Below are 24,827 nucleotides of genomic sequence, written 5' to 3'. Positions count from 1 at the left end.
AAGACTATGGGGTCGATGCTCTTCTGGCCACTCGATCCGTAGTACACTTTGGTCATGGGGTAGAGAAAATCCAGATCTAGGGCCTCCTTCAACCGTCTATAAAAATTGGTTTCCGGAACCCGTTCACTGAGCTGGAAACGGTTGAAGAGTTTTTCCTGATAATACTTTTTTCCTTGCATAACTAAAGTTACGATCGATCCGCCGATCCACAATGATCATGACCGACTTTTTTGCTAACTTGTGCAACAGGCACAACACCTATGCACAATACGGACGTAGGTATTAGATGCTAGGGTTTGCGTATATTTATAAGGACGCAAAATCTTTCCGATTCTGCTCTGAGAATAAAAAATAAATTAAAACGTAAAGCTTTTGCTATGTACATGGCTGAAAGCAAAGGATAGCTTGCTCACCTACTGTTCATAGCTCATCAGTTGTAGCACATTCTTAAAATCCTCAAACGTTTAGAATTTTATGAAAACTAACTATACAAAAAGTGGTGATTTTAATATTGCGTATCAAGTGATAGGTGAAGAACCCATAAACATTTTATACATTCCAGGTTGGGTATCAAACATTGATATGATGTGGACTGAACCAAGACTTGCCGCTTTTTTGACTCGACTTTCAATATTCGCCAGACTCATCATTTTCGATAAAAGAGGTACAGGACTTTCAGATCGTTCTGACGAATATTCCACTATGGACGAACGAATGGCCGATATCAATGCTGTATTAGATGCTACAAAGTCTGAAAAGGCATTTTTATTTTGTCATTCTGAAGGTGGATCCGTTAGTCTATTATTTTCGTTGCATTTTCCTGAAAGAACTTTAGGTGTTATTGGTTTTGAAATATTTGCTAAACGTCGTTACTCAAAAGATTACCCTTGGGCGCCTACAGATGAAGAACGTGAAATGTCCTATCGAATGATAGAAGATAATTGGGCACATGGCGATCTTGATGGGCTTAAATCCCTAGTGCCCTCACTTGCCCACGATAGTGGGTTTATGGACTGGTTGGCAAGTTACTTGCGTTCTGGAGCAAGTCCGAAGGCCGCTTTAAATCTTCAAAAACAGAATACGCATATTGATGTAACGAATTGTCTCAAATTAATTAAAACACCTGTATTGCTACTGTTCAGAACAAACAATATAGAAATTAAAATTGAAGAAGGCTATTACATCGCAGAGCGTGTACCAAATTCCAAACTAGTGGAATTTAAGGGTAAAGATCATCTTTTCTGGACAGGCGATACCTATCCTATTTTAGCAGAAATAGAAGAGTTTGTTACCGGTAGTCGTCCAAACAAATCAGCGTTTCAAAGCACAAAGAAAAAAAGTAGTAAAACAGGCGTACCTATAGAAGTTGTAATGTCTGAAAACTTTTTATATAATTTGAAAGTTGAAGAATTCGCCAAATTATGCGGCAGAAGCCTTTCAGCATTTAAAAGAGATTTCAAAAGCACCTTTCATACAACACCTTCTAGATGGATCATGTCTAAACGTCTGGAATACGCAAAAACACTGTTAATTGAAAGCGATTTAAATGTCAAGCAAATATGTTATGAGAGTGGGTTTAAAAACAATTCTCATTTTATTCAATCCTTTAAAGAAAAGTATAAGCTCACACCTAATCAATACAAATCGAACTATATTTCATAGGTTTATTCATCAGCCATTTGAACCTTAAAACACATTAATTGGATTTTTAAGGACATCAAAATCAAATATTTCGGCAGAATTTTGTGTCATAACCAAAAACACAAATCATGAAAAAGTCAATCATCTTTATCTATGGAATCGTAGCTTATTGTATTTTCCTCGTTGCATTTTTATATGCCATAGGCTTTGTAGGTAATTTATTGGTTCCAAAAACAATAGACTCTGGTGTTGAGCCAACCTTGCTGAAAGCTGTTCTAACCAATATCATTCTTTTAAGTGTGTTTGCGTTGCAACATAGTATTATGGCGAGACCAAAATTTAAAGCATGGTTCACCTCCATATTTAGTAAGGCCATGGAACGTAGTACTTATGTTTTACTCTCAAGTTTGGCATTATTATTAGTGTATTGGCAATGGCAACCTATCACCACGCTCGTTTGGCAAACGGAAAACACCGTTCCTTCTAGTATTCTAACAGGCCTATTTTTTCTTGGTTGGCTTATCGTATTGCTTTCTACGTTTATGATCAATCATTTCGAGCTTTTCGGTCTTGCCCAAATCTATAATAATCTAAAAAACAGGCAGACTGCTAATCCGAAATTTCAAACAAATTATTTTTATAAATTGGTTAGACATCCTATCATGTTAGGGTTTTTAATTGCTTTTTGGGCGACACCAGTTATGACCTTGGGACATTTATTGTTTAGTATTGTTACCACGCTTTATATTTTTGTAGCTGTAAAGTTTTTAGAAGAAAGAGATCTTCGCAAAATCATTGGAGAAGAATATGAAACATACCAAAAAGAAGTTCCTATGATAATTCCCTTTGCAAAAAAATAATTCAACATAGTAATCGGGACATTAAATGAGTAGTTGCAACAACCAACAACTATTTTTGTTAAAGAAAACGTGCCACAACACGGTTTCCTATGAAAAGCACTAGTCCAGTTCCTAAAAGTTAATATTTATTTTTTATCAGTCCATAAGGTTGATTTTGGGGTGTTAAATTGATGGCAATCCTATTCGGACGTCGGCTTGGTTGTCAATACTTCAACACCATATATAACTTGCTCCGCATCCTATGTGTGATCGACCCTAGATTTAGAACGTCACCGGCATCTGTATGATTATAAGTTACAATAAGCCGGGCTGTAGGCCACCCCTTTTTGTAGGCTTCCCTAAAAATAGGACAATGTATAATTCAATATCACTATCTTTATATAAGTTCAAAAAAGGATGCGACAGGATACTTTGTCGCCAAACCAAATCACAATTGAAAGTTCAAATAAACAATAGATTAAAAGCAGAGTTGCTGTTATCAGCGCATTTAAGAAACTAATAGATACCGTTTATGATAATCGCCGTAATTTCCGATATCCACGACAACATCTGGAACCTTCAAAAAGCCTTAGCCATGCCAGAGCTACAGGCTACAGAAGCAATGCTGTTTTGTGGTGACCTTTGTGCGCCATTCGTCATACACTTATTGGGGCGGGCGTATTCCAGACCAATCCATATGGTATTTGGCAATAACGATGGGGATGTTGCAACAATCATCAGGAACTCAAAGAAATATTCGAATATCCACATTCATGGAGAATATTTTAGAAGTCTATTAGGTGGGCGTGAATTGGCCATGAATCACTACCCGGATAAGGCTAGGGAAATTGCAGAAAATGGAGGGTTCGACATCGTTTGCTACGGACATAATCACATTGCAGTAAATGATGAAATGGTCGGTGACACCCTACTAATCAATCCAGGGGCAATCATGGGCTATAATGGAGGAGAGCTAAAGGACATCCCCGCAACTTATTTGATATTGGATACCGCCCTCCTCAAAGCGGAAGTTTATCAGATCTAAACGGAGCAGCCATTATTAATGAATTTTTGAAATAAAAATTTTAAAATTAGCACATAGTGAGAATAGGCCTATAAAAAAGCTGAGGAATTGGACCCTTTAAAGCAATCTAAAAATAAATCCTCAAGTTAAACCATAATAATTCACCACACCATCATCGTAGGGTGCCGCGTAAAACGCCATGGATAACCCCGAAATAACACCATAGGGTGTACCATAATACACCACAGGGTGAAATAAAACACCATAGTTAACCCTGCAAAAACACCCATGGGAGAATAAAAACACCATTATTAACCATACATCATGCACCATAGGGTGAACCGTAAAACACCACAGGGTGAAATACTATTTACTTAAGATGATCTTTTAAATTAATGAGTTAGTTATATTATCATTTGAGCAACTATCAATTCACTTATTTTGTAACTTTATTTCGCTGCGATTTGATTTTGAAAAATCTCAATACATCGGGGAGGTAGCTTGTTAGAGAATTTATTGTAATAATATTCAATATGAAATGGAAAGGTAGGCGTCAAAGTTCAAATGTAGAAGATAAAAGAGGTGCATCTGGTTCAAGCAGAGGAATAGGTGGCTTTAATCCTATGTTACTAGGGCCATTAATTAAACTTCTATTTTCAAAAACCGGCTTAATTATAGTTGGAGTATTAATTGTATTTTCTTTTATAACCGGTAATAACCCAATAAGTTTCCTTGGTAATATCTTTCTAGGGGGGAACAGTCAGCCGGCGACTACAGAATCCTATCAAGGTACTGAAGAGGAAAATCTGCAGGCGGAATTCAGTGCTACTATTTTGGCCAGCACCGAAGATGTATGGAATAAAATTTTAGATAATTACCAAGAACCAACATTAGTGCTTTTTTCTGGTTACGTTACATCTGCTTGCGGTTCTGCGTCAAGTGCCACTGGTCCTTTCTATTGCCCTGGTGATCAAAAATTATATCTGGATCTAAGTTTTTTTAAGGATATGGAACGCCAAATGAATGCTCCGGGTGACTTTGCACAAGCCTATGTCATAGCCCATGAGGTAGGTCATCATGTTCAAAAACTAATGGGTACAATGGACAAGGTTAATCGTCGGAGGGGTCAATTAAGCGAGACCGAATTCAATAAGGTTTCGGTGCGATTAGAATTACAAGCAGATTTTTTAGCTGGTGTTTGGGCCAACCGTTCTCAACGAATGACACAAATGATGGAGGAAGGTGATCTAGAGGAGGCCCTTAATGCCGCCAATGCAATCGGCGATGATAGGTTACAGCGTCAATCAACGGGAAAGGTAGTACCTGACTCATTTACGCACGGCACATCGGAACAGCGAATTAGATGGTTTAAAAAGGGGTTTGAGACAGGGGATATTTCGCAAGGAGACACTTTTAATGCAAAATCACTTTGATTATAGCAGTAAGTCACTAGATAACTCAATAAATCTGGATTTGGAGAATAGTATATGGGTCTATTAAATAAAATATTAGGAAACGCGAGTGAGGTATCATCAGAAAAACTTAATCAAAAGTATGCTAGATTACTTATAGACAATGAACAAATCGAACTAGGATTTACCTTGTTCAGGGATGTATTTATGTTCACTAATAAAAGGTTGATTTTAGTGGATATCCAAGGCCTTACGGGAAGCAAAATAGAGTACAAATCTTTGCCATATAAAAACATCTCCCGCTTCTCCCTGGAAACATCAGGAACCTTTGATTTGGACGCAGAGCTAAAGATTTGGATTTCCAGTGAGGACACACCCAGTGTAAGTAAGAAATTCAACAAAAGCATAGACGTATACGAAGTCCAAAAATATTTGGCCAAAAAGGTAATGTAACCTTTTTCTTTACAAGTTTAAATACAATATCTGGTTAGTGGTTTATCATCGATGATTTTAATCTGCCCTTGATTAGAACTGTTTTTTTCTAGAATCTTCATTAAAGTGACCTCCTCCCCCTGATAATGGCCGTGACCGAATTTTTTACTAACTTATGCAATAGTCACACAAGTTGGGAATGATCAAACTAAGGCACTATGTACTTTTAGGAGATATACCCACAAAGGCTCAATCATTATGATTCTTTCGGACATGAAAGGAAAATGGATTCATAATGAAAATAAGGACGGACATTATAGATAAAATAAATGTGATGCAAAACACATGAATTTCCAGAATCATTTTACGAAAATACTTATAAAGGCCATTTATCAGATACCGGTATACCTTATACCTGTTCTAGGATTTGGTCAGGACATGGATAATAATAATGATGTCAAAGAAATAATTGGGTATTCACTTAATGGCATAGAGCTTCGTATGGACGGGATTGTGGATGAAGAATTTTGGACTACTATTCCGGGCAATGGCAATTTCTTAATGCAAGAACCAAAAGAAGGGGCTGAACCAACAGAGCAAACTGAAGTACGAATTGCCTTCGATAGCCAAAATATTTATATCGCAGTGGTTTGTTATGATAGTAGTCCGTCAGATATAAAGACTTTTCAAAAGAAAAGGGACGCACCCCTAGAGACAGATGACCGTTTTAGATGGATTTTTGATACATTTATGGACAATCGAAGTGCTTATTTTTTCGAAATAAATCCCCTGGGATTACGGGGAGATGGTCTCATTTCTTCAGGCCAAGGTCAAACGTTGAACAAAGACTGGGATGGTATTTGGAATGCATGGACCTATATAGGCGATTTTGGTTGGTCTGCCGAAATCAAAATCCCCTTTCGCAGCATAAACTTTGATCCAAAAAGCGATGTTTGGGGAATTAATTTTCAAAGGACCATACGCCGTAAAAACGAAGAACAATTATGGACAGGTCATCGCCGAAATCAGGGATTGTTACGACCGCAGAATGCCGGTATTCTTACGGGGCTTATTGGTCATTCGCAGGGATTAGGTTTAGAAATTGTCCCTTATGGCATTACCCAGTACAGCAAAGAATATGATGGCGAGAAGGACGAGTACAGCAGTACTTCTTCTGCCGACCTTGGGTTTGATATTAATTACAATATTACATCCCAATTGAAAGCTTCTATTACCTACAATACTGATTTTGCCCAGACCGAGGTGGACAATCGACAAATAAATCTTACTCGTTTTCCGTTGCGTTTCCCAGAGAAAAGAGATTTTTTCCTAGAGGGGTCGTCAATTTTGCAATTTGCACCGTCAAGTAATGTAGACCCTTATTTTAGTCGCAGAATCGGACTGGTGAACGGGATACCTATCCCTATTAAGTATGGAGGTCGTCTTATAGGAAATATAGGTAAGAGCAACATTGCGCTATTACACGTACGTACAGGAAGCGAAGGAGAGCTGAATCCAGAAAATTTTTCAGTGGCCAGATATACAAGAAATTTCTGGAAGGAGAGTTCTATCGGCCTAATATATACCCATAGAAGCACCGAAGACGATATATTATTTGGTAACCCAATTCAAGATAGAAAAACATGGGGTACCGATCTAAACATAAGTACTTCAGAATTTCTAGGAGATAATACCCTACAATTCTCAGCTTTTTTTGTTGCGCACAACCCCGCTTCACCCTTTGATAATTCTACCTCCATTTCTGATAGATCAGTCCGCGGGTTTCGTTTTAATTTCCCCAATCAACCCTGGTCTGCTTGGGTTTCGTACAGGGAATTTGGAGATGAATATGATCCAGCGATCGGGTTTAACCAACGTAACGGTTTTAAAAGGTTGCAACCGGCAATTAATTATGCTCCGCTATTTGCAAAAAGCTCCTTTATAAGAGAAATAGAATGGGGCATTTACTATGAGTATCTCACTTCATTGGAAAATAAACTTCTTACCGAAAATCTTCGGTTTAACTTGGGAACCATCCGTTTTGAATCTGGTGATAATTTAGGTGTTGAAGTCTCTAGGAACTTTGAATTTCTTAATGAAGAATTTGATATACTTGGGGACAGTACAGTTATTGTAGCTCCAGGGAAATATGTGAATTGGGGTTACGAATTGCAGGCATCTTCTGCCTCCTTTCGTAAGGTATCTGGATCGATTGGTTATGAAGCCGGAGGATTTTGGACCGGAAATATTACAAGTCTGGTTATGGGTCTAACCATTCGCCCAGCACTTGGTATTAATCTAAGCAGTGGGTACACGCATACCCAAGTAAATGCTGAAAACAGTGGATTTAGTACTAATTTATTCCAGATAGATCTTGGCCTTGATTTTACGCCCGATATTTCACTTTCGTCTAACATTCAATTTGATGATATAAGCGATGTTCTAGGGACCAACACCCGTTTTAGATGGATAATTACCCCTGGTACCGACATTTTTTTTGTGTATAACCACAATTGGCTAAACGACCCAACATTGAATAGAAGACTTTTTACAACACAACAGGGAGCCGCGATGAAGGCGGTTTACACCTATCGTTTTTAGGTAGGTAATAGTCGTCAAGACCGTGGGGAATCAATTAACTAAGGCCTTCACCATTCTCAGGTAAAAACTTGGAAAAAATACAAAATGTTATTGTTTATTATTTTTGGTTCAGAAACTAATGGCGGGGTTTAAAGATAATCCAGTCGCAATTGCATTTTTACAGCCAATTGCCAATATACTTTCGGCATCTATTTTTATCTCCATTTACACCTAAGTGGAGGTTAATAATCTGTATACAATTTTCCATTGGTTATTCTTTGGCTATCCTAGGGTTAATATAATAATTTAGACATGGTTAGCCTGTGGTTAACCTATGGTTAAAAATGGTGGGTGTGGGTGGTTATTTTACGATGTCGATGCAAGCAAAACTTACTAAATAGCTGATTATAAATACATTAACTTTTATTAAATTATGCTTCTAATGTGGTTGCAATGTGGTTGCCTGTGGTTGACATTTCAAAGTTATACTCCAACTTTCGAGAACAAAAAAGAACAATGGTTTCCCATTGTTCCTTTTGCAACTAAACTAACAACTCAAATTATTGTATTACTAGCAAAACCGAATAATAAAATTAGTTACTGCTTCATTTCTGTACGAACCGATTTTAACCAAGAATTGTGCAACTGTAAAAGTTCGTTCATTTTTTTTGGATTGGATTTCGCCAAATTGTTTTTTTCGCTGATATCATTATCCAAATTGACCAGGAACAATTTCTCCAATTCATTTTTTTCTCCTTGTCCAGAGGGTTCATTTACATTGCCAATAAGCTTCCATGGACCCTTTCGGACTGCCCATTGTGCATTGGTATCATCATAATTGCCCAACTGCCAATATACCACCTCATGAGGGGATTCCTTTGTGTCATCCAAAATAACGGGCATAAGGCTTTTTCCATCTAGATTATCGGCCACTTCTGAATTGGTCAATTCCCCAATAGTACTAAACCAATCCATCTCCATAACAACTTGATCACGAACCTGATTGGCAGGAATTACCCTAGGATAACGAATAATGGCCGGTACACGGATTCCACCTTCGAATAAACTGAATTTACTACCTCGATACGGTCCAGCATTTCCACCACCCCAAAAAGCACGTTCCTCCAAAGAATGTCCATGGTCCGATTGAAAAATAACTATGGTGTTCTCTGCTAGTCCCGTCTCGTCCAGATAGTCAAGAACTTTTCCGATTTTTTCATCCGTATTGGATACAAAAGCGGCATATTCCTTTCTGGGTGTTGGAAGGTCCTTGTAATAGTCCAACCACTTGGTAGTTCCTTGATAGGGATAATGTGGAGCATTGAACGCCCAATAAATAAAAAATGGCTCGTTCCTTCTGTGATTGATCACCTGCTTTACCTCTTCTGCCATTAAATCCGTAAAATGTTCCCCATCATAATAAACTTCCTCTGAATTTCTATACAGATCGTGCTTATTTGGACCATCCCAATAAAAGGTATGTGAATAATTATCAATGCAACCGCGCTGATGCCCAAAAAAATAATCGAACCCCTGTCCGTTGGGCAAATTCTGCTCTCGATGACCCAAATGCCATTTACCGATCAAGGCGGTATAATAGCCATTGGGCTTAAGCATCTCCGCCATGGTAATCTGATCGGTTGGAAGTCCGTGTTCCCCGCTCTTTTCGGCGCGTTCAGGTATTGGGACATTTCCTGCCAAACCAGCCCGCAAATTGGTCTTTCCCGTCATAAGTGCTGCACGGGACGGGGAACAAACGGGAGCTCCTGCATAGAACTGTGTAAACTTTACCCCCTCTTTTGCCAACCTATCCATATTAGGCGTATATAGGTCAGTTGCCCCGTAAGAATTAAGATCTATGGAACCTTGGTCATCTGTCATAATTACAATGACATTAGGTTTGCCCTTATCAGTGGTCTGGGCTAAGACGGTTAAGGATAGAGAAAAGAATAAAATTCCCAAACCAACATGCAATAATTTTTTAAATATTCTCATTCGATTTTTTTTTTGATTAATTCAATATCCTGGATTTTGTTCCAAGTTTGAGTTTAACAAAATATCCCTATCCGGCAATGGCCACAAGTAATCTCTTGTTGCATTGAAACTTCGTTTCTCGATAACGTTGCCATCTTTATCCAAACCGTCTGCATTCATAACGGTTTCAGCTGTCCTCCACCTGATAATATCTTTATAATATAGACCTTCACCCGCAAATTCAATCCTTCTTTCCAAGCGGAGAACATTTCGAAATTCTTCCTTGCTTAGACCTGGGGTAACATCTGGCATATCTACTGATATCCGGTTCCTAACCATGTTAATAGCCTCATAAGCTCTTTCAGTAGGTCCATTTAATTCGTTTTCTGCTTCTGAAATGGTTAGTAATATTTCGGCATATCGAATAACAATAGGATTTATTTCAGATTGATTGGGCTGCGGTGGAGTCCTTTTTACATCATCAACAAAATAAGTGTACTTTTTAAAAGCAAACCCGGTGAGGTCAGCAAATAATTCATCCCCAGTCACTAATTCGCCATTGAACATTGAACCTATTGTGATCAATGTCTGTGATAGACGCGGGTCTCTATTGGCATTTGGATTTCCCGGATCAAACAAGGTTGAAGTGGTAATTGGCTCTCCATCGGTCATCAAATAAGCATCGTATAAATCCTTGAACACATTTCCTTGTTGGAACAATTCATGGTAGTTATTCGTTACTTCCGGAAATTGGAACTGAATATCGAAAATTACTTCAGAATTACCCTCATTTTCTAGAAGAAATAGTCCACGATAATCAGGGAAAAGAGCGTAGATATCCAAATCTATTGTGGCCTGGGCGGCCAAGAGTGCTTCAGTCCAGTTCTCATTATATAGTGCGGTTCTAGCCTTTAAGGCTAAAGCTGCACCTTTAGTGATACGACCTTTATCAGTACTAGAATAAGAAATAGGTAGATCAGCAGCAGCTGCATCCAGGTCAGTATAGATTACTTCCAAAACCTCTGCCTTTGTATTACGGGGTAGTTGCCCTTGAGTGTTATTGTTGGGAGGGTCCAATATCAAAGGTACTCCGCCGTAGTATTCTATTAAATTATGGTAATAAAAAGCCCTTAAGAATCGAGCCTCAGCTTTAAAACGCTTTTTCAATGCCTCGTCCATTGGCACTAAATCTATATTAGCCAATAAAGTATTTGTTCTTCCAATACCCTCATAAGTAATACTATAACGAGAGTTTATTAAAGGAAGTGTAGGATTATTATCGCCCCTAGCAATTGAGGAGGCCCCACTACCGTCATCAATCTCAAATGAATTAGGAGTTATGTCCTCAAGTTTCAACAACCATGAACCTTCTCCCCTATAAGGACCCAGCAAAGGTTCATAACAGCCTGTAAGAGCTGACGCGGCATTTACTTCTGAACTCCAAAAAGTTTCTACATTACTCTGGTCTGCTGGTTCCAAGTTCAGTTGATCTTTAGAGCAACTAGATGATACTATGAGCCCACAAAATATAATGGATATATATATGATTTTTTTCATGATTTTTATATTTAAAATGATAAGTTGAAACCAAGGGTGTAAATCTTCGTAGATGGATAATTGAAGAAATCATTGCCTAACAACTCAGTTTCAGGATCAAAATCTTTTAACGATGTAAACGTAAGAAGGTTCTGTGCATTACAGAAAATTGATAACCTGTTTAGTCCAATTTTATTTAGTAATTCTGGCTTAAAATCATATGTCAATTGAATATTTTTTAGCCGGAGGTAAGAAGCATCAAGAAGCCAATAATCACTATCCCTATAAAGTGTGTTTTGGGTGTCTTGATATCTTGTAATAATTGGAAAACTTGCATCCCGATTGTCTGGTGTCCAAGAATCGTTGGCATATCCCTCAGGCAACGATGTCCCGAACCAAAAAGGTACTCCCGACACATGCTTATTATATGTTTGCACATCCCCAACTCCCTGCCAAAATGTATTCAGAGAAAGGTTTTTATAAGCCAATTTGATATTAAATGAATAGGTGTATTTTGGTATGGTATTACCATCCGCCATTCTGTCGTTCTGGTCTATAACGCCATTATTGTCCAAATCCTTAAAACGGATATATCCTGGTTGAGTATCGGCACCCTGGGAAGCATGGGAATCAATTTCTTCCTGTGATTGAAACAAGCCATCGGCCTGATAAAGGTAAAATTGATTAATTGGCTTTCCTTCCTCGGTGATATTAAATGGACCTCTGCCATCTGATGAAAAATCATCGAGTATTATCTCTCCATTTAAATTCACAACCTTGTTGGTTATATAGGTAATATTACCAGAAACATCATAACTAAAATCACCTAGAACGTTACGATGCCCCAATGCAAATTCCACACCTTTGTTTTCGATGGTACCAATATTTCTAATTGGGCCTCCAAGGGAACCTACTTGTGAAGGAATACCTACAGGTCTCAATACATCCTCTGTTGTTTTATCGAAGTACTCAATACTCGTTGATAGTTTTCCACCTAAAAAAGTGGCATCGAGACCGAAATTGGAAATTGTTGTAGTCTCCCATGAAATTTCATCATCATTATCCACAAGAACTGCCGTGCCGGGATTTATACTGCCCCCAAAAATATAATCTTGCCCTGGTGCTATTAAATCCAAATAACGAAATAAACCTATTCTTTCATTCCCTAATTGCCCCCATGAAGTCCTCACTTTCAACTGGCCCAGCCATTCAACATCTTTAAGAAAATCTTCTTCGTTCAATCGCCATCCTGCTGAAACTGATGGAAAGAATCCCCATTTGTTACCTTCGGCGAACCTAGATGAACCATCATAGCGAAAATTCGCCTCGAATAAGTACTTATTACCCCATACATAATTGGCACGTCCAAAGTAAGATATCAAACTAGATTCCGTTGATGTACCCGACACAACTGGATTGGTGCTGCCTGCGTTCAGCTCGTATAAATTATTGCTAAGGTACCCTTCATTACTGGCGGTAAAATAACTTCGATCGAATTTCTCATAACTATTGCCCAACAAAATGGATAAATCAGTTTCATTATTGAAAGATTTGTTCCAATTTAAGGTATTAAATATGGTCCAGTTATGTGATTCATCGTCCCGCTGATCAACTCCTCTTTCTTGCCCCTGGAAGGTTACAAAAGGATTTCCTCCAGCCTGAATTTGCGTAGGCTGTTTTGTTTTTGCATCGTACAATACGATTTGTGGGGTAAAAATTTTTCTTCTCTGTGCGTCACTAGTGAAACCCATATTAATTTTATAAACTATATCAAGAGGCAGTTTAATTTCTGCAAACGTATTTAGAAACAATTTTAGACCCCTTATATCGCTATCACCTTCGTCCGTTAATGCTAATGGATTTCTAAATCTTCTATGGCCTGGAATATCAAAGAAATTCATTCCATAATTTCCATCCTCCAATTTGGTTGGGTGGTAGGATTGCGCCTTAAAAATCATTTGCATTGCTTCTGATATCCCGACTACAGGTTCGTTCATATTTTTATATGAAAAATTGAAAGTACCCCCAATTGTAACATTTTTGTTCATAATCGAATTAATGTTCAAATTAGCTGTATACCTTTCCGAATCTGTACTCCTTAGTACCCCATTTTGATCAAGTAGACCCAACGAAAGAGAAAAGGAAGTTTTATCACTCCCGCCAGTAAATCTCAAATTATGTTCTTGTATAAATGCTGGATCAAACATTATATCATACCAATCATTATTGGGATATGTGTATGGGTCTGTCTGCATACCAGTCCTATATTCATCTATTAAGCTTTGAGGGAAAACCAATGCGCTTTCACTGGTGCCAAAATTTAATTGAGCTTGGGAATACAATTCCATCCATTTAATAGGATCTTTTATAACTCTTGGCAGCGAAATAACCTCCTGGATGCCTACTGAAGTACTATAGGATATTTCCGATTTTTGGGACCCTTTTTTTGTAGTAACCAATACCACTCCATTGGCAGCCCGTGAACCATATATCGCAGCAGAAGCCGCATCTTTTAAAACGGTTATACTTTCTATATCATTTGGATTTAAATCATTGATGGAGAATTCTATACCATTTACCAAAATCAATGGATTATTGTCGTTTAATGTGCCAACACCTCTAACTCTTATTGTTGCAGCATCGTTTCCTGGTTGACCTCCAACTTGATTTATATAAACACCCTGCATTCCCTGAAGTGCCTGACTAGCACTAGTAATAGGTCTATTCTCCAAATCCTCACTGTCAATACTTGAAACTGCTCCTGTTAGGTTCAATTTCTTTTGGGTTCCAAAACCTACTACCACTACCTCATCAAGTCCTGCTGAGCTTTCCTCCAAAATTATACTTAGATTGGTCTGTCCATTTACCTCCACCTCCTTGGTTGCAAAGCCAATATAGGATACAACTAATACAGCATTCTTTTCTGCTAAATCAATGGCGAAATTGCCATCAAAATCTGCAGTAACACCATTAGTCGTTCCTTTTTCCACCACATTGGCACCTGGGAGAGGAGTTCCGTTGCTATCTACTATGTTTCCCTTTACAGTTGTCTGCTGTATAAGGTTTCCAATGGGAACGCTCTCATCGGATTTAATTATTTCCTGAAATTGCTTAGTAAGCACGATTTGTCTATTGTCCAGCACTTCATATTTAACAGGTAAATCTTTGAAAATTCTATTCAGAATATCATAAATATTTCCCTTAGAGACATGGATGGAAACCTTGGAATTAATATCAACTTCTCTGTTCTTGTATAAGAATCTAAATTCACTTTTATGCTCTATTTCCTTGAATACATCACCAATACTTATTTGATCGTGATTAAGTGAAATCTTGGTATTTTGGGAATAGGAATTTGCTTGAATTTTAAAAAGTGAAACTATAAGTAATATGGTCGTCAGTTTCATTTTGAGGGTCATTTTGAAAGGAATAGCCATGGGCCATCCCTTAAAACGGATATTTTTCATATTTTTGTTTGGTTAATCGGTTTAACAATTGTAGACGTTAAATCACATTATCTCAATTCGGGGGATGGTCGGACATTCCCCGTTTTATGTGATAAATCAATATTCATTTTAGTATTATTGGTTACTTCATAGGCGATTGTTTTTAGTTTATAGTGATGACTCTGTTTTTGCTTATGGTATAGTTATAAGGGGTGTTTTTGGAGATATAGCTCATTACCTGTTTTATATTTTCAATCTCCATATTAAAAGTTGCCGTGAAAACTTCATTATTCAGCATCTCATTATTATTTATGATAGTACAGTTGTAGCTTCTTTCCAATTTTTTAATAATATCCTTAAAAGCGATTTCCCGAAATACCAATTGACCGTTCATCCAAGCCATTGTGGATGAAACATCGGCTTTTTGAACCACCATTTGCTTTTCAACCTTGTTCCAAATGGCTTCGTGTTCAGGTTTTAGAAGAACTGAAGTTCCATTTTCAGGACCACTACCTAGAACGTGAACTGATCCTTCCACCAATACTGTATTCATGGACGGGTCTTCTGGATAGGCCGATACATTAAACTGGGTTCCCAATACCCTCACCTCAATATTATCGGCATTCACAATAAATGGGTCCCTATTCTTTGTCACATCAAAAAAAGCCTCACCAGATAGAAAAACAGTCCTGTCCATATCTGGAATAAATTTGACTGGGAACTTAATACTCGAACCAGCGTTTAAAAACACTTTAGTTCCGTCAGATAAGGTCACTTGAAACTTTCTACCATAAGGAACTTTTAATGTATTGTACACCAATTCGGAAAGTTCAGTATCTTCATATTGTATACCCTGTTCATTTTGTTTCCCTATTATTTCGCCTTTATCTGAAACAATATCTTGAGTAACTTCTTCCTTTAATATTACAGATCGGCCATTCTCCAATTCCAATGTAATTGTTTGATCATTCTGGGAAGGCAAAGCACTAGCAGGAATTGAATTTTCTTTTTGGTATATCAATATAACTCCTACTGCTATTACCAATATAGCAGCGTATTTAGCAAACCTAAAAACGCGTTTACGATTATATCGTCTTTTATCCTTTTGGATTTTATCCAGTAAACTATTTTTTACTTCTTCCGTATTATAAATGCTCAATTTGTAATCTATTGAATAATTAATTTTTGAATATTCTTTAAAAACATCCCTATTCCCAGGCTGTTCCAACCAAGAGATCAATTCATCCAATTCATCATTATTAATAGAATGATTCAGATATTTCACTATTAGGCTATCACTACGATTTGACTTCATACCTTGCTAAATCTATAATCAATACGGAACCATTTTATCATTCCCCTACTTTTTTACAAAAAAAATTCACATATTTGAATAAATCTTTATAAAATGCCGAAAAATGATGTGGGATTTTAGTATCAATTCGATTCTGATTGATCAACTAGAAAAAGGCAATGAAAAGGCCTTTTCCTTTTTAGTAGAAACCTATAATCACAGGTTATGTGTTTATGCCAATAGTTTGGTGAACGATTCGGTAAAGTCACAGGATATTGTCCAAAATGTATTTATAAAAACTTGGGAAAAAAGGGAAACGTTGAGAAACAATCTTTCTTTAAAGGGATTTATGTACCGTGCTGTCCACAATGAGTTCATAGATCAATATAGAAGTACTAAATCTTTAATCGCCCTGGAAAAATTATACATGGACACCCTTTTGCAATTTGAAATGGAACCAGAATCGGAAGGCATGGAGAAAATAATGGCAATCGTGATGGGCGCTATAAATGAACTACCCCCAAAATGCCAACAAATTTTTCTTTTGAGCAAAAAAGAAGGATTGGACAACATTGAAATCGCTGAATACTTGGAAATATCGCGTAAGACTGTTGAGAATCAAATAACTAAAGCCTTTGCCATCTTAAGGGAAAAGTTAGGAAAGAAATATGAGATGATAATGTTTCTTGTCTTCGGCAGCGAAATTAAAGGATTGGCAAAATAACCAACTATCACAATTTTTTACTTATACATCGGCAAGTAAACCTCTTTTCAAAATATTAAATTCAAATCATAATGTACACCCCGTCCAGCACCTACAGGATGTAAGCATTGTTTTTCAACCATATCCTGCAAATCTCTGGTGGCCGTAGCTTTGGAACTTTTGGCGATAGACCTATATTTTTTTTGCCAAAATGACTGGACATGCTTTAATTTTTATTTTAAATGGCTCATATATTATTAAAAAATGAGCCGATTAGATCTAGTAATCGGCTCATTGCATTATTTTCTATTGCTTTCAAAGGAAAATTATATATTAGTGGGGAAATTACAGGAGGGCTTTAAGTACGCCCTGGTGCAAATGCACTTTTTTAACCCAATGCTAATTTCCGTGTACTTTCCGCGACTTTTTGTACCTCAATTTACGACCAACCCAATAAACATAGGCTTTTCATATTTCTGTATCGGGGAATAACAAAAAAAAGGAACAACAGTTTCCCATTGTTCCCCTTTCAACTTAACTAGCTTATTTTTTTGAGAGGAAATAATCTTGCAATTAATCCAGCCTTTAATGCTATGTATCCATCAGGTTTTATCTGGCCAAGATTGATTATTGCCAACCTTCCTTAAATAATCATTAAGTGTGTATTTAGAATGTCAGTTTTGTATAGGCGATTTATTAATTCCTAATAACGTCAGATTTTCAGATATTGGTTATAATCCAAAAAAAGGGCTTTCGCCCCTCTTTGATCAAGAATCCATTCCGAAAGCATAATAATATTTGCCAGGTCTGTCCTCATAAGTGCCCTCTAACATAACGCCACCATCTTTGTCTTCAAGAATATCCGCAACATCTTCTATATCCTTGACTTTTTTACCGTCTATATGGGTTATGATAAAGCCTTCACGCATTTGGGTCTCTTTTCTGATTTTACCGGGATATAGACGCACAACCTTTACGCCACCGTCGATATCCAGCTTCTCCGCAATATCCACTTCCAGTGTCTCAAAATCGGCTCCTAGCAAGTTTAAAACCTCTTTCTTTTCTTTCTTTATGATATCGGTAGTACCCTTGGAATTTTCAAGAATAACGCGGAAGGTCTTCTCTTTTCCATCACGTTTTACCGTAACCGTTACTTCATCCCCCGGTCTTTTACTGGCAATGATCTCCTGCAACCTTGGTGATGTATTCACCAAAACATCGTTGACTTTAGTGATGATGTCACCCTTCTCGATACCGGCCTTCTCAGCAGCACTGTTCTCTCCGACATTCTCGACCCAAACACCTTTTGAAAAATCCACCTCTTTTTCCTTGGCGAGCGTACCGTCCATTGTACGAATGGTCACGCCTAACATTCCGCGCTGTACGCTTCCATATTTCAGAATATCCTCGACTACTTTGGTTACAATGTTACTGGGTACTGCGAAGCCATAACCGCTATAACTTCCGGTTTGACTAGCGATGGCCGTATTGATCCCTACAAGATTTCCTTCCAAATTGACCAATGCACCACCACTATTTCCAGGGTTGATAGCCGCATCTGTCTGAATAAAGCTCTCTACGGCGAATTTCTCCTTATTGATATTGATGTTACGTGCCTTTGCACTTACAATCCCTGCAGTAACGGTGGAATTGAGACCCATAGGATTCCCAACGGCCAATACCCATTCCCCGACCTTTACATCATCGGAATTGACCATGGCCATTGTTTTCAAATTGTCGGCTTTGATCTGGAGCAATGCCAAATCTGTAGATGGATCTGTACCCATAACTGTTGCCTTGTAGGTCTTATTATCGTACAAGGTTACCTCTACCTCATCGGCATTGTCAATTACGTGATTGTTCGTGATGATATATCCTTTTTCGTTGATAATCACACCCGAACCCGAACCGTACATGGGCCGTGGTTGCAACCTGCCATCCGGCATTTGAGGTGAATCGTTAAATCTATCTCCGAAAAACTCCCTGAAAGGGTCGGGCAACCGGCGATATTCGAACCGGCCCATGTTTTCATTGCCCATTGTACGCATCGATTTAATATGTACGACGGCATCCAGGACTTTCTCAGTGGTATTGGTGAAATCCAATGGTTTTATATTGCCCTCGTCATCGGCTGTATAAAGAACATGTTGACCATTTACACCGCTCACCTTTTGAATGGTCACAGGTTCATTCTGCAACCATTGGTTTCCTTTTATTACTCCGAAACTTACCACTAGCGCGATAAGTGCTGAAACAAGATACATCTTCCATCCCTTTTGTGTTTTTATGTTGTTTTTCATAGTAACTAATTTTATGTTAAACTTCAAATTAATTCATTAATATAAGGTCTCCTCAGAGGAAATCTGAAAAATTGATATTGCCTATTGACATAAAATGTCAATGCTATTATTATTAGAATTTATTTGGTCTATTTTTATCCTTGGATTTCTTCTTGGTAGCAGAAAAAGAATCTTTGTACAAGGTGTCCTTTAGTAGCGTTTTTGCCGTGAGATATAAAAATATGATATAAAGGACGGTCAAAAAAGATAGACCATACGCTAATTTTTCCATATCAAAAAAACTTTTAAGAACTTAATAACTAAACGTTTACGGACAAATCTTGTGCCAAAAAAAGCGATGAAAATGCTAATTTTTTCTAAAAGTTTAAAAGTATAAGCTCGGTAATCCAACTCTTTGTACTAGCCACGAAAACTCAAAAAAGGCGAACCTTTTGCCAGGTATGCCCCATATAAATATAGTTTACGATAAGGTCGACAGAAGTACCCATACCTGTGCTGCTACAACCCAAAATACTGATGAAAGAGATGGGCAGCCGCAACTTGCTTTTTTAATCTGAAAATGGATTAAAAAATTCTATATTTCTAAATATGGATTGATTGGATTTAATCCATTATTTTTTTTCCATTGTTCCCTGGAATTTCTTCTTCCCACGATACTTCATATGCTAATCCGTCCTGTTCCATTCCGCCTTAATTTTAGGTTCAACGGTAAATCTTTTTTACAAACTTACCCGAATGCTTCTTCTCGCTTGTTTCAAATATTGTTCGACCTGATAGACCGAGATTTGCTTGATCTTAGCGATTTCATAGGGCTCGAAACGTTGGTTTACAACTAAGTCATAAATCGAGCGCATGGGAGTGGGCAAGTGGTGCAATACCATATCGATATAGGCGTGAATCTGCCCATCGCCAAGTTCGGAATTCAGTTTTTCCAACCATTCATTTTCAGGGCTTTCTTCTACGAAAACATCTTTTAATGTATATTCATAATCGGGGTAAGAGGGATCATCGAACTCTTCGAGCAGTATCAGGTCGCCATCGCCATCGGTGCTAAAATCAGCTTGCATCTGTTTCCATTCACTCTGGGAGTAGTTGTCGATATTCTCAAAAAAGGTTTCGTTAAACTCCTCATCGACAATGATATTCTGTAAAAGCTCATCGGCTTTTTTGAACAACCAAGGGAGCAAATCTCTTTCATCCTCCACTTCCTTGATTTGGTCATACGCCTTGAGATAGAGTTCGTCGGTAAAATCTTCGACCTTATATTTCCCAGAGGGTAGATGACCGTTTCTGACTGCGGCGCTTAGTCGACGGGCGATATAGCTGTTTACATCGGGCAATAACTGTTGTACTGCCTTGTTGAACTCTATTTGATCATTATCTTCCTTTAGGCGAATCAACCCCTGGAAGGAGAGGGCCGCAAGTCCATGAAGACCTCGTGGGTTATACGCTGTGTTTTCTTTTTCGCTTTTTTTCATGGCTAACTAAATTTTGTAATTTAAATCCGTTTTACATGAGTTATTAAAGAACAAACGATTCATTATAGTACCGTACAATGATATCATTTAATATGTATTATGAAATTTTCAAATGCCATGCCAAATTCCATGAAAAAATAACTTAATTTGAAATTTTCATATTTAGTAATCCCATATTATTTTGGGTATTACTTCTTTATAATAATATTTATAAGAACATGACATACAGGTAGTTGATTCTGAAAAATTGTCATTATTACTCAATCCCACAATGTCAAATCGACATTTATTTTAAAACTTTTTTAATAATTTTTTTCTAAATTTCTTAAAGGATTTTTAAAAAATTCTCCATAGAACAGTGTCTCCAATTTTGGCATTTTATTTGTCCATTTTTTTACAGATTATTTGAATTAATGTTTAACCTAAAAATTTTTGTAGTTATGAGCAATCTAGTAACAACAAGAAAAAACGGGAGTATGGCAAACACAAATTCGAATGGCCTTAACTACCCAACCTGGTCCTCTTGGATAGATGAAGTGTTCAATAGGGAGATACCTTCGGTTTTTACTTCAAACTTTAATACGGGCATGACCCTGCCCAAAGTAAATATCAGGGAGACCAAGGATGCCTATTTTGTAGATATGGCGGTACCAGGGTTGAAAAAATCCGATTTCCAGATCGACTTGGATAATCAGGTGCTTTCCATTAGCACACAGATGGAAGAAAGCAACGAACAGAAAGAAGACAATTTTACCCGCAGGGAGTTTGGCTATTCTTCTTTCAAGCGTTCGTTCTCGCTACCGGAAACGGTGAACGAGGATGATATCAATGCGGAGTATACCGATGGGGTACTGAGCATTCACCTTCCCAAAAAAGAAGAGGCGATCCAAAAACCCGCCAGAACTATCAAGATTTCATAAGGATTGAGTTTTAAAAGGCCGGTACTGCCGGCCTTTTTATAAATTCAATCGTGTATACGTCTTTATCGAATAGGAACTTTAAATTATATTGAAAATGAAAGTATTTGGAAAAGAAATAGGAAAGGATATTAAAATCCCACCCTTTATAGACAACTTTTTCGGGAAGCTGTTACCGAACAAAAATACTGATAACGAGGAACTGGTAACAATTCCCTCCACCAATATCAGTGATGAAGAGAAGGTATTTGAACTCTCGCTCGCACTGCCTGGATTGGACAAGAACGATGTCAACATAGAAATACAGGACGATTATATTATCGTAAGTGCCCAAAAAGAACAGAGCCACGAGGAAAAGCATAAAAACTGGGTACGCACGGAGTTTGTAAGCAATTCGTTCTACAGAGCCTTCGGTTTGCCCTCCAATGCCGATCCTGAAAAAATACAGGCCAAAATGAAGAACGGCAGATTGGATATTAGAGTGGGTAAGGCTAATAGACCTGAAAAGAAAAACAGAATTATCGAAGTCAAATGAATCATAAACTATAATACGCAATGACAAAGTGCGAATTAAAATTTGTTCAACCCTAAATGTTTACATAGTTGAATCTAAAACAAATGTTATGAAAAAATATGCAATTCTCATATTATCGGTGCTATTAAGTACTGGCTGTAACAGTAATGATAATAAAGATAAGGAAGTAGATATCGGTAAGAGCGACGAAATGGCCCAAGCACCCAAGGGCAGTTGGAAGGTAAACAAGGAATTCGATGAAGCTGGGAACATGATACGTTACGATTCGATCTACACCTGGTCTTCGGGTAGTGATCTAGAGAATCTGGCGACCCTTGATCGCGATAGTACCCTGAAATCGTTGCAATCCAAGTTTTACAGAAACTTCTCCCAATTCGACTTTGACAAGGAAGGAATAGGCGATTTGTTTGCCGAGGACTCACTTTTTACCAAACGGTTCTTCAATAATGATTTTTTTGAGAACGATTTCGGAAAAGACTTTATGGATATAGAAAAGATGCACGAACGTATGGTGGCCATGCAAAAACAATTTTTGGATAGGTACCAACCGCTTATCGAGGCAGAAAAAGATACGGTAAGTCAAGATTAGTTGGTCGTTATATAAAAAATTCCAAAATGAAATGCCATGGGGTTCAAAATAAATCGATTTTTCAAGAAAAGACTGGTCGCCGTATTCGCTGGCTTGTTTGGTATTATTTGGCTGCTGGTCTTTTCCTTATTATACATGGCATCCATATTTTTTTGGCGGTTCTTTTTTGGTAATTATTAGTAGGTACTCGCCCGTATCCTAAACTATAAAACGAATTCGTAGCAAACTGACTAAAATCCGTAAAAAATAAAAATATATAATTATGATAAAAAACGTTTCAATTTCCCAATTCAAGTACTTAGTATTGGCAATGATCATATGTGTCTTTTCCAACTTAAGGGGACAAACCTTGTACGCCTTGAAAATAGACCGAAACATCCGTCTTGAGGCCAAGGAAATTACAGCCCAATATCAGCCACGCCTCGTAATGGGTGTCGACCAAGCCTTGGAGTTCCAATCAACAGTGGCTAAGTATTTGGTAAAAAAGCGGGCCGTAGAGCAGGATTCCAATTTATCGCCCAAAGCGAAGTATGATTTACTAAAACGCCTATCAAGTCTGGAGACTTCAGACATGGTCGATGTTCTTGAATCGTATCGTTGGCAGGAGTATATACGAATTAAGGCACAGATTCAACCTATACCTGAAACATTCGAGTACGAAGAAAATCTAATTGCTCGGGAGTAAGTTAGAATAGATTGATCGCAGGATAGCATCACAAGTTTTACATTTTGTGATATTTTAGTTCTAATTAGGTCAATATGAATTAGTCTCCCAATTCCGAATATTTTGGATGGTGAAAAAAAGGAGTCTTTTATAAGGACCGTTTTTAGGAACTGAACTATTAAAAAATCTTTTAATGATTACTGAACTACCCCCAAAATGCCAACAGCTCTTTATTTTAAGTAGATAAGAAGGCCATACCAACGTTGAAATATCGGAACAACCAAACGTTACTATAAAAACAGTTGAAGCTCAAATCTCAAAGGCATTTGGAATCCTGAAAGTGAGAGAAAAGCTCGGTAAGAAATATGATAATGTTTATTTTCTTCGGTAGTGAAATTAAAGGATGGGGTTAATGACTTTTTACCACAATTATCTATTTACTGAGTTTGGTTAATTTCCGTGTACTTTCCTGGACTTTTTGTACCTCAATTTTCACCCAATGAACATAGGTATATCATATTTCTGCATTTGTAAATAGTAAACCATCTCCTATTTCTGCTTAGTAGTGATATTGGAACCGAATAGATGCCCTAAATATAGGCTTGTATAAGAACTGTCAGGTGTTCCTTGGCTCGATTACACCCTACAAATAGCAATTTTCTTATTTTGTATAAGTCTTGGGAATTCCCCAGCTGGCGATTACCTGTGACGTATGCCACGCAATAGTAGGTCAAACAAAATGAAGTTGTAAATTTCGCAGCGCAACATAATTTTTATCCGTGTATTGTTTCATTTTTTCCGTAGTTTTTTATCACTTCAGCTTCAAATTCAACAAGCTCTTGCCAGCGTTTGTCTACATTTATATTTTGACCGTATTTGCGAGCAAAGCCAATAAAAGTGGTATAATGGCCTGCTTCACTAATCATTAGATCGTGGTAGAATTTAGAAAGTTCCGGGTCCTTTATTTCTTTTGAAAGTAGTTTAAAACGTTCACAGCTTCTCGCTTCAATCATAGCGGAAAATAAGAGTCTATCCACCATCGATTCAAGTCTACTACCACCTTTGTTCATAAACTTATAAAGCTCGTTGACATAGCTGTCTTTGCGCTCTCTGCCCAAGGTGTAACCGCGCTTTTTAATGATATCATGTACCATTTGAAAATGTTCTAACTCTTCTTGCGCCAAAAGGAGTAAATCGGTAACCAGATCGGGGTATTCAGAATTAAGTGTAATAATAGTAATCGCATTAGTAGCGGCCTTTTGTTCACACCAAGCATGGTCTGTTAGAATTTCTTCTATGTTTTTTTCAACAATATTAACCCAACGTGGGTCTGTTGCTAATTTTAAATGCAGCATGGCCTAATGTTTTTGTAAAAGTAGGAATTAGCAGTAAAAGAAATCAATAAAGTATTACTAACTTCGCTAGATAAGTGGTTTATCATCCATGATGATATTCAATAGTTA

19 protein-coding genes and 1 pseudogene are annotated in these 24,827 nt (G+C 37.6%); 11 read left to right on the top strand and 9 right to left on the bottom strand.

Going from position 1 to position 24,827, the window contains the following annotated elements:
* A pseudogene (locus tag H4O18_RS22610) lies at positions 1–179 on the bottom strand (IS1182 family transposase); the annotation flags it as partial.
* 295 nt (positions 180–474) lie between these two features.
* On the opposite strand from H4O18_RS22610, the gene H4O18_RS18275 reads away from it, so the two are divergent.
* From H4O18_RS18275 to H4O18_RS18250, 6 genes are all read left to right on the top strand, one after another.
* Positions 475–1,662 (top strand): alpha/beta fold hydrolase, encoded by a 1,188-nt coding sequence (locus tag H4O18_RS18275; RefSeq protein ID WP_187587312.1) that lies wholly within the window; start codon positions 475–477, stop codon positions 1,660–1,662.
* 107 nt (positions 1,663–1,769) lie between these two features.
* Positions 1,770–2,501, top strand: a complete 732-nt coding sequence (gene mddA / locus H4O18_RS18270) for a methanethiol S-methyltransferase (RefSeq protein WP_187587310.1) — start codon at positions 1,770–1,772, stop codon at positions 2,499–2,501.
* Between the two features lie 511 nt (positions 2,502–3,012).
* Complete coding sequence (locus H4O18_RS18265; RefSeq protein WP_187587308.1) at positions 3,013–3,525, top strand: YfcE family phosphodiesterase; 513 nt, start codon at positions 3,013–3,015, stop codon at positions 3,523–3,525.
* Between the two features lie 512 nt (positions 3,526–4,037).
* On the top strand, positions 4,038–4,937 hold the full coding sequence (gene ypfJ, locus H4O18_RS18260) for a KPN_02809 family neutral zinc metallopeptidase (RefSeq protein WP_187587306.1): 900 nt from the start codon (positions 4,038–4,040) through the stop codon (positions 4,935–4,937).
* 54 nt (positions 4,938–4,991) lie between these two features.
* Positions 4,992–5,369: a PH domain-containing protein gene (locus H4O18_RS18255; RefSeq protein ID WP_187587304.1), complete on the top strand. Its 378-nt coding sequence runs from the start codon at positions 4,992–4,994 to the stop codon at positions 5,367–5,369.
* A 324-nt stretch (positions 5,370–5,693) separates the two neighbouring features.
* A complete protein-coding gene (locus tag H4O18_RS18250) occupies positions 5,694–7,949 on the top strand; it encodes a carbohydrate binding family 9 domain-containing protein (protein ID WP_222942466.1) in 2,256 nt (751 codons plus the stop codon).
* Positions 7,950–8,525: 576 nt separating this feature from the next.
* Here the strand turns inward: H4O18_RS18250 and H4O18_RS18245 are convergent.
* The 4 genes from H4O18_RS18245 to H4O18_RS18230 all read right to left on the bottom strand — a co-directional run bounded on the left by H4O18_RS18245 (position 8,526) and on the right by H4O18_RS18230 (position 16,199).
* On the bottom strand, positions 8,526–9,923 hold the full coding sequence (locus H4O18_RS18245; RefSeq protein ID WP_187587302.1) for a sulfatase family protein: 1,398 nt from the start codon (positions 9,921–9,923) through the stop codon (positions 8,526–8,528).
* A gap of 21 nt (positions 9,924–9,944) precedes the next feature.
* Positions 9,945–11,459 carry a RagB/SusD family nutrient uptake outer membrane protein gene (locus H4O18_RS18240; RefSeq protein WP_187587300.1) on the bottom strand — a complete coding sequence of 505 codons (1,515 nt, stop codon included), beginning with the start codon at positions 11,457–11,459 and terminating at the stop codon, positions 9,945–9,947.
* An 11-nt stretch (positions 11,460–11,470) separates the two neighbouring features.
* The gene (locus tag H4O18_RS18235; protein ID WP_222942465.1) at positions 11,471–14,905 is read right to left on the bottom strand and encodes a SusC/RagA family TonB-linked outer membrane protein; all 3,435 of its coding nucleotides are present in this window, start codon (positions 14,903–14,905) and stop codon (positions 11,471–11,473) included.
* 142 nt (positions 14,906–15,047) lie between these two features.
* On the bottom strand, positions 15,048–16,199 hold the full coding sequence (locus H4O18_RS18230; RefSeq protein WP_187587298.1) for a FecR family protein: 1,152 nt from the start codon (positions 16,197–16,199) through the stop codon (positions 15,048–15,050).
* A gap of 103 nt (positions 16,200–16,302) precedes the next feature.
* Here H4O18_RS18230 and H4O18_RS18225 point away from each other — a divergent pair, with 103 nt between their 5' ends.
* Entirely contained in the window at positions 16,303–16,902 is a 600-nt protein-coding gene (locus tag H4O18_RS18225) for an RNA polymerase sigma factor (RefSeq protein ID WP_187587296.1), read from the top strand.
* A gap of 746 nt (positions 16,903–17,648) precedes the next feature.
* On the opposite strand, the gene H4O18_RS18220 is transcribed toward H4O18_RS18225, so the two are convergent.
* The 3 genes from H4O18_RS18220 to H4O18_RS18210 form a co-directional block, all read right to left on the bottom strand.
* A complete protein-coding gene (locus H4O18_RS18220; RefSeq protein WP_246474429.1) occupies positions 17,649–19,181 on the bottom strand; it encodes a Do family serine endopeptidase in 1,533 nt (510 codons plus the stop codon).
* Positions 19,182–19,293: 112 nt separating this feature from the next.
* Entirely contained in the window at positions 19,294–19,452 is a 159-nt protein-coding gene (locus tag H4O18_RS18215; protein WP_187587294.1) for a hypothetical protein, read from the bottom strand.
* A 448-nt stretch (positions 19,453–19,900) separates the two neighbouring features.
* Positions 19,901–20,659, bottom strand: a complete 759-nt coding sequence (locus tag H4O18_RS18210) for an RNA polymerase sigma factor (protein WP_187587292.1) — start codon at positions 20,657–20,659, stop codon at positions 19,901–19,903.
* A gap of 440 nt (positions 20,660–21,099) precedes the next feature.
* On the opposite strand from H4O18_RS18210, the gene H4O18_RS18205 reads away from it, so the two are divergent.
* The 4 genes from H4O18_RS18205 to H4O18_RS18190 all read left to right on the top strand — a co-directional run bounded on the left by H4O18_RS18205 (position 21,100) and on the right by H4O18_RS18190 (position 23,385).
* Positions 21,100–21,579 (top strand): Hsp20/alpha crystallin family protein, encoded by a 480-nt coding sequence (locus H4O18_RS18205; protein ID WP_187587290.1) that lies wholly within the window; start codon positions 21,100–21,102, stop codon positions 21,577–21,579.
* A gap of 94 nt (positions 21,580–21,673) precedes the next feature.
* Positions 21,674–22,111 carry an Hsp20/alpha crystallin family protein gene (locus H4O18_RS18200; RefSeq protein ID WP_187587289.1) on the top strand — a complete coding sequence of 146 codons (438 nt, stop codon included), beginning with the start codon at positions 21,674–21,676 and terminating at the stop codon, positions 22,109–22,111.
* An 88-nt stretch (positions 22,112–22,199) separates the two neighbouring features.
* Positions 22,200–22,700: a hypothetical protein gene (locus tag H4O18_RS18195; protein ID WP_187587287.1), complete on the top strand. Its 501-nt coding sequence runs from the start codon at positions 22,200–22,202 to the stop codon at positions 22,698–22,700.
* A 262-nt stretch (positions 22,701–22,962) separates the two neighbouring features.
* Positions 22,963–23,385 (top strand): hypothetical protein, encoded by a 423-nt coding sequence (locus tag H4O18_RS18190; RefSeq protein WP_187587285.1) that lies wholly within the window; start codon positions 22,963–22,965, stop codon positions 23,383–23,385.
* A gap of 752 nt (positions 23,386–24,137) precedes the next feature.
* Here H4O18_RS18190 and H4O18_RS18185 read toward each other — a convergent pair.
* A complete protein-coding gene (locus H4O18_RS18185) occupies positions 24,138–24,719 on the bottom strand; it encodes a MiaE family protein (RefSeq protein ID WP_187587283.1) in 582 nt (193 codons plus the stop codon).
* Positions 24,720–24,827 lie beyond the last annotated feature (108 nt).

Source organism: Arenibacter arenosicollis (assembly GCF_014397245.1).
GTDB classification, from domain to species: Bacteria; Bacteroidota; Bacteroidia; order Flavobacteriales; family Flavobacteriaceae; genus Arenibacter; species Arenibacter arenosicollis.
This window is presented reverse-complemented; position numbering and strand designations above follow the sequence as displayed.

What these genes read in the sequence shown, in the direction of transcription:
- H4O18_RS18275 (WP_187587312.1), top strand. Translation starts at nt 475, where the DNA reads ATGAAAACTAACTATACAAAAAGTGGTGATTTTAATATTGCGTATCAA.
- mddA (WP_187587310.1), top strand. Translation starts at nt 1,770, where the DNA reads ATGAAAAAGTCAATCATCTTTATCTATGGAATCGTAGCTTATTGTATT.
- H4O18_RS18265 (WP_187587308.1), top strand. Translation starts at nt 3,013, where the DNA reads ATGATAATCGCCGTAATTTCCGATATCCACGACAACATCTGGAACCTT.
- ypfJ (WP_187587306.1), top strand. Translation starts at nt 4,038, where the DNA reads ATGAAATGGAAAGGTAGGCGTCAAAGTTCAAATGTAGAAGATAAAAGA.
- H4O18_RS18255 (WP_187587304.1), top strand. Translation starts at nt 4,992, where the DNA reads ATGGGTCTATTAAATAAAATATTAGGAAACGCGAGTGAGGTATCATCA.
- H4O18_RS18250 (WP_222942466.1), top strand. Translation starts at nt 5,694, where the DNA reads ATGAATTTCCAGAATCATTTTACGAAAATACTTATAAAGGCCATTTAT.
- H4O18_RS18245 (WP_187587302.1), bottom strand. Translation starts at nt 9,923, where the DNA reads ATGAGAATATTTAAAAAATTATTGCATGTTGGTTTGGGAATTTTATTC.
- H4O18_RS18240 (WP_187587300.1), bottom strand. Translation starts at nt 11,459, where the DNA reads ATGAAAAAAATCATATATATATCCATTATATTTTGTGGGCTCATAGTA.
- H4O18_RS18235 (WP_222942465.1), bottom strand. Translation starts at nt 14,905, where the DNA reads ATGAAAAATATCCGTTTTAAGGGATGGCCCATGGCTATTCCTTTCAAA.
- H4O18_RS18230 (WP_187587298.1), bottom strand. Translation starts at nt 16,199, where the DNA reads ATGAAGTCAAATCGTAGTGATAGCCTAATAGTGAAATATCTGAATCAT.
- H4O18_RS18225 (WP_187587296.1), top strand. Translation starts at nt 16,303, where the DNA reads ATGATGTGGGATTTTAGTATCAATTCGATTCTGATTGATCAACTAGAA.
- H4O18_RS18220 (WP_246474429.1), bottom strand. Translation starts at nt 19,181, where the DNA reads ATGAAAAACAACATAAAAACACAAAAGGGATGGAAGATGTATCTTGTT.
- H4O18_RS18215 (WP_187587294.1), bottom strand. Translation starts at nt 19,452, where the DNA reads ATGGAAAAATTAGCGTATGGTCTATCTTTTTTGACCGTCCTTTATATC.
- H4O18_RS18210 (WP_187587292.1), bottom strand. Translation starts at nt 20,659, where the DNA reads ATGAAAAAAAGCGAAAAAGAAAACACAGCGTATAACCCACGAGGTCTT.
- H4O18_RS18205 (WP_187587290.1), top strand. Translation starts at nt 21,100, where the DNA reads ATGAGCAATCTAGTAACAACAAGAAAAAACGGGAGTATGGCAAACACA.
- H4O18_RS18200 (WP_187587289.1), top strand. Translation starts at nt 21,674, where the DNA reads ATGAAAGTATTTGGAAAAGAAATAGGAAAGGATATTAAAATCCCACCC.
- H4O18_RS18195 (WP_187587287.1), top strand. Translation starts at nt 22,200, where the DNA reads ATGAAAAAATATGCAATTCTCATATTATCGGTGCTATTAAGTACTGGC.
- H4O18_RS18190 (WP_187587285.1), top strand. Translation starts at nt 22,963, where the DNA reads ATGATAAAAAACGTTTCAATTTCCCAATTCAAGTACTTAGTATTGGCA.
- H4O18_RS18185 (WP_187587283.1), bottom strand. Translation starts at nt 24,719, where the DNA reads ATGCTGCATTTAAAATTAGCAACAGACCCACGTTGGGTTAATATTGTT.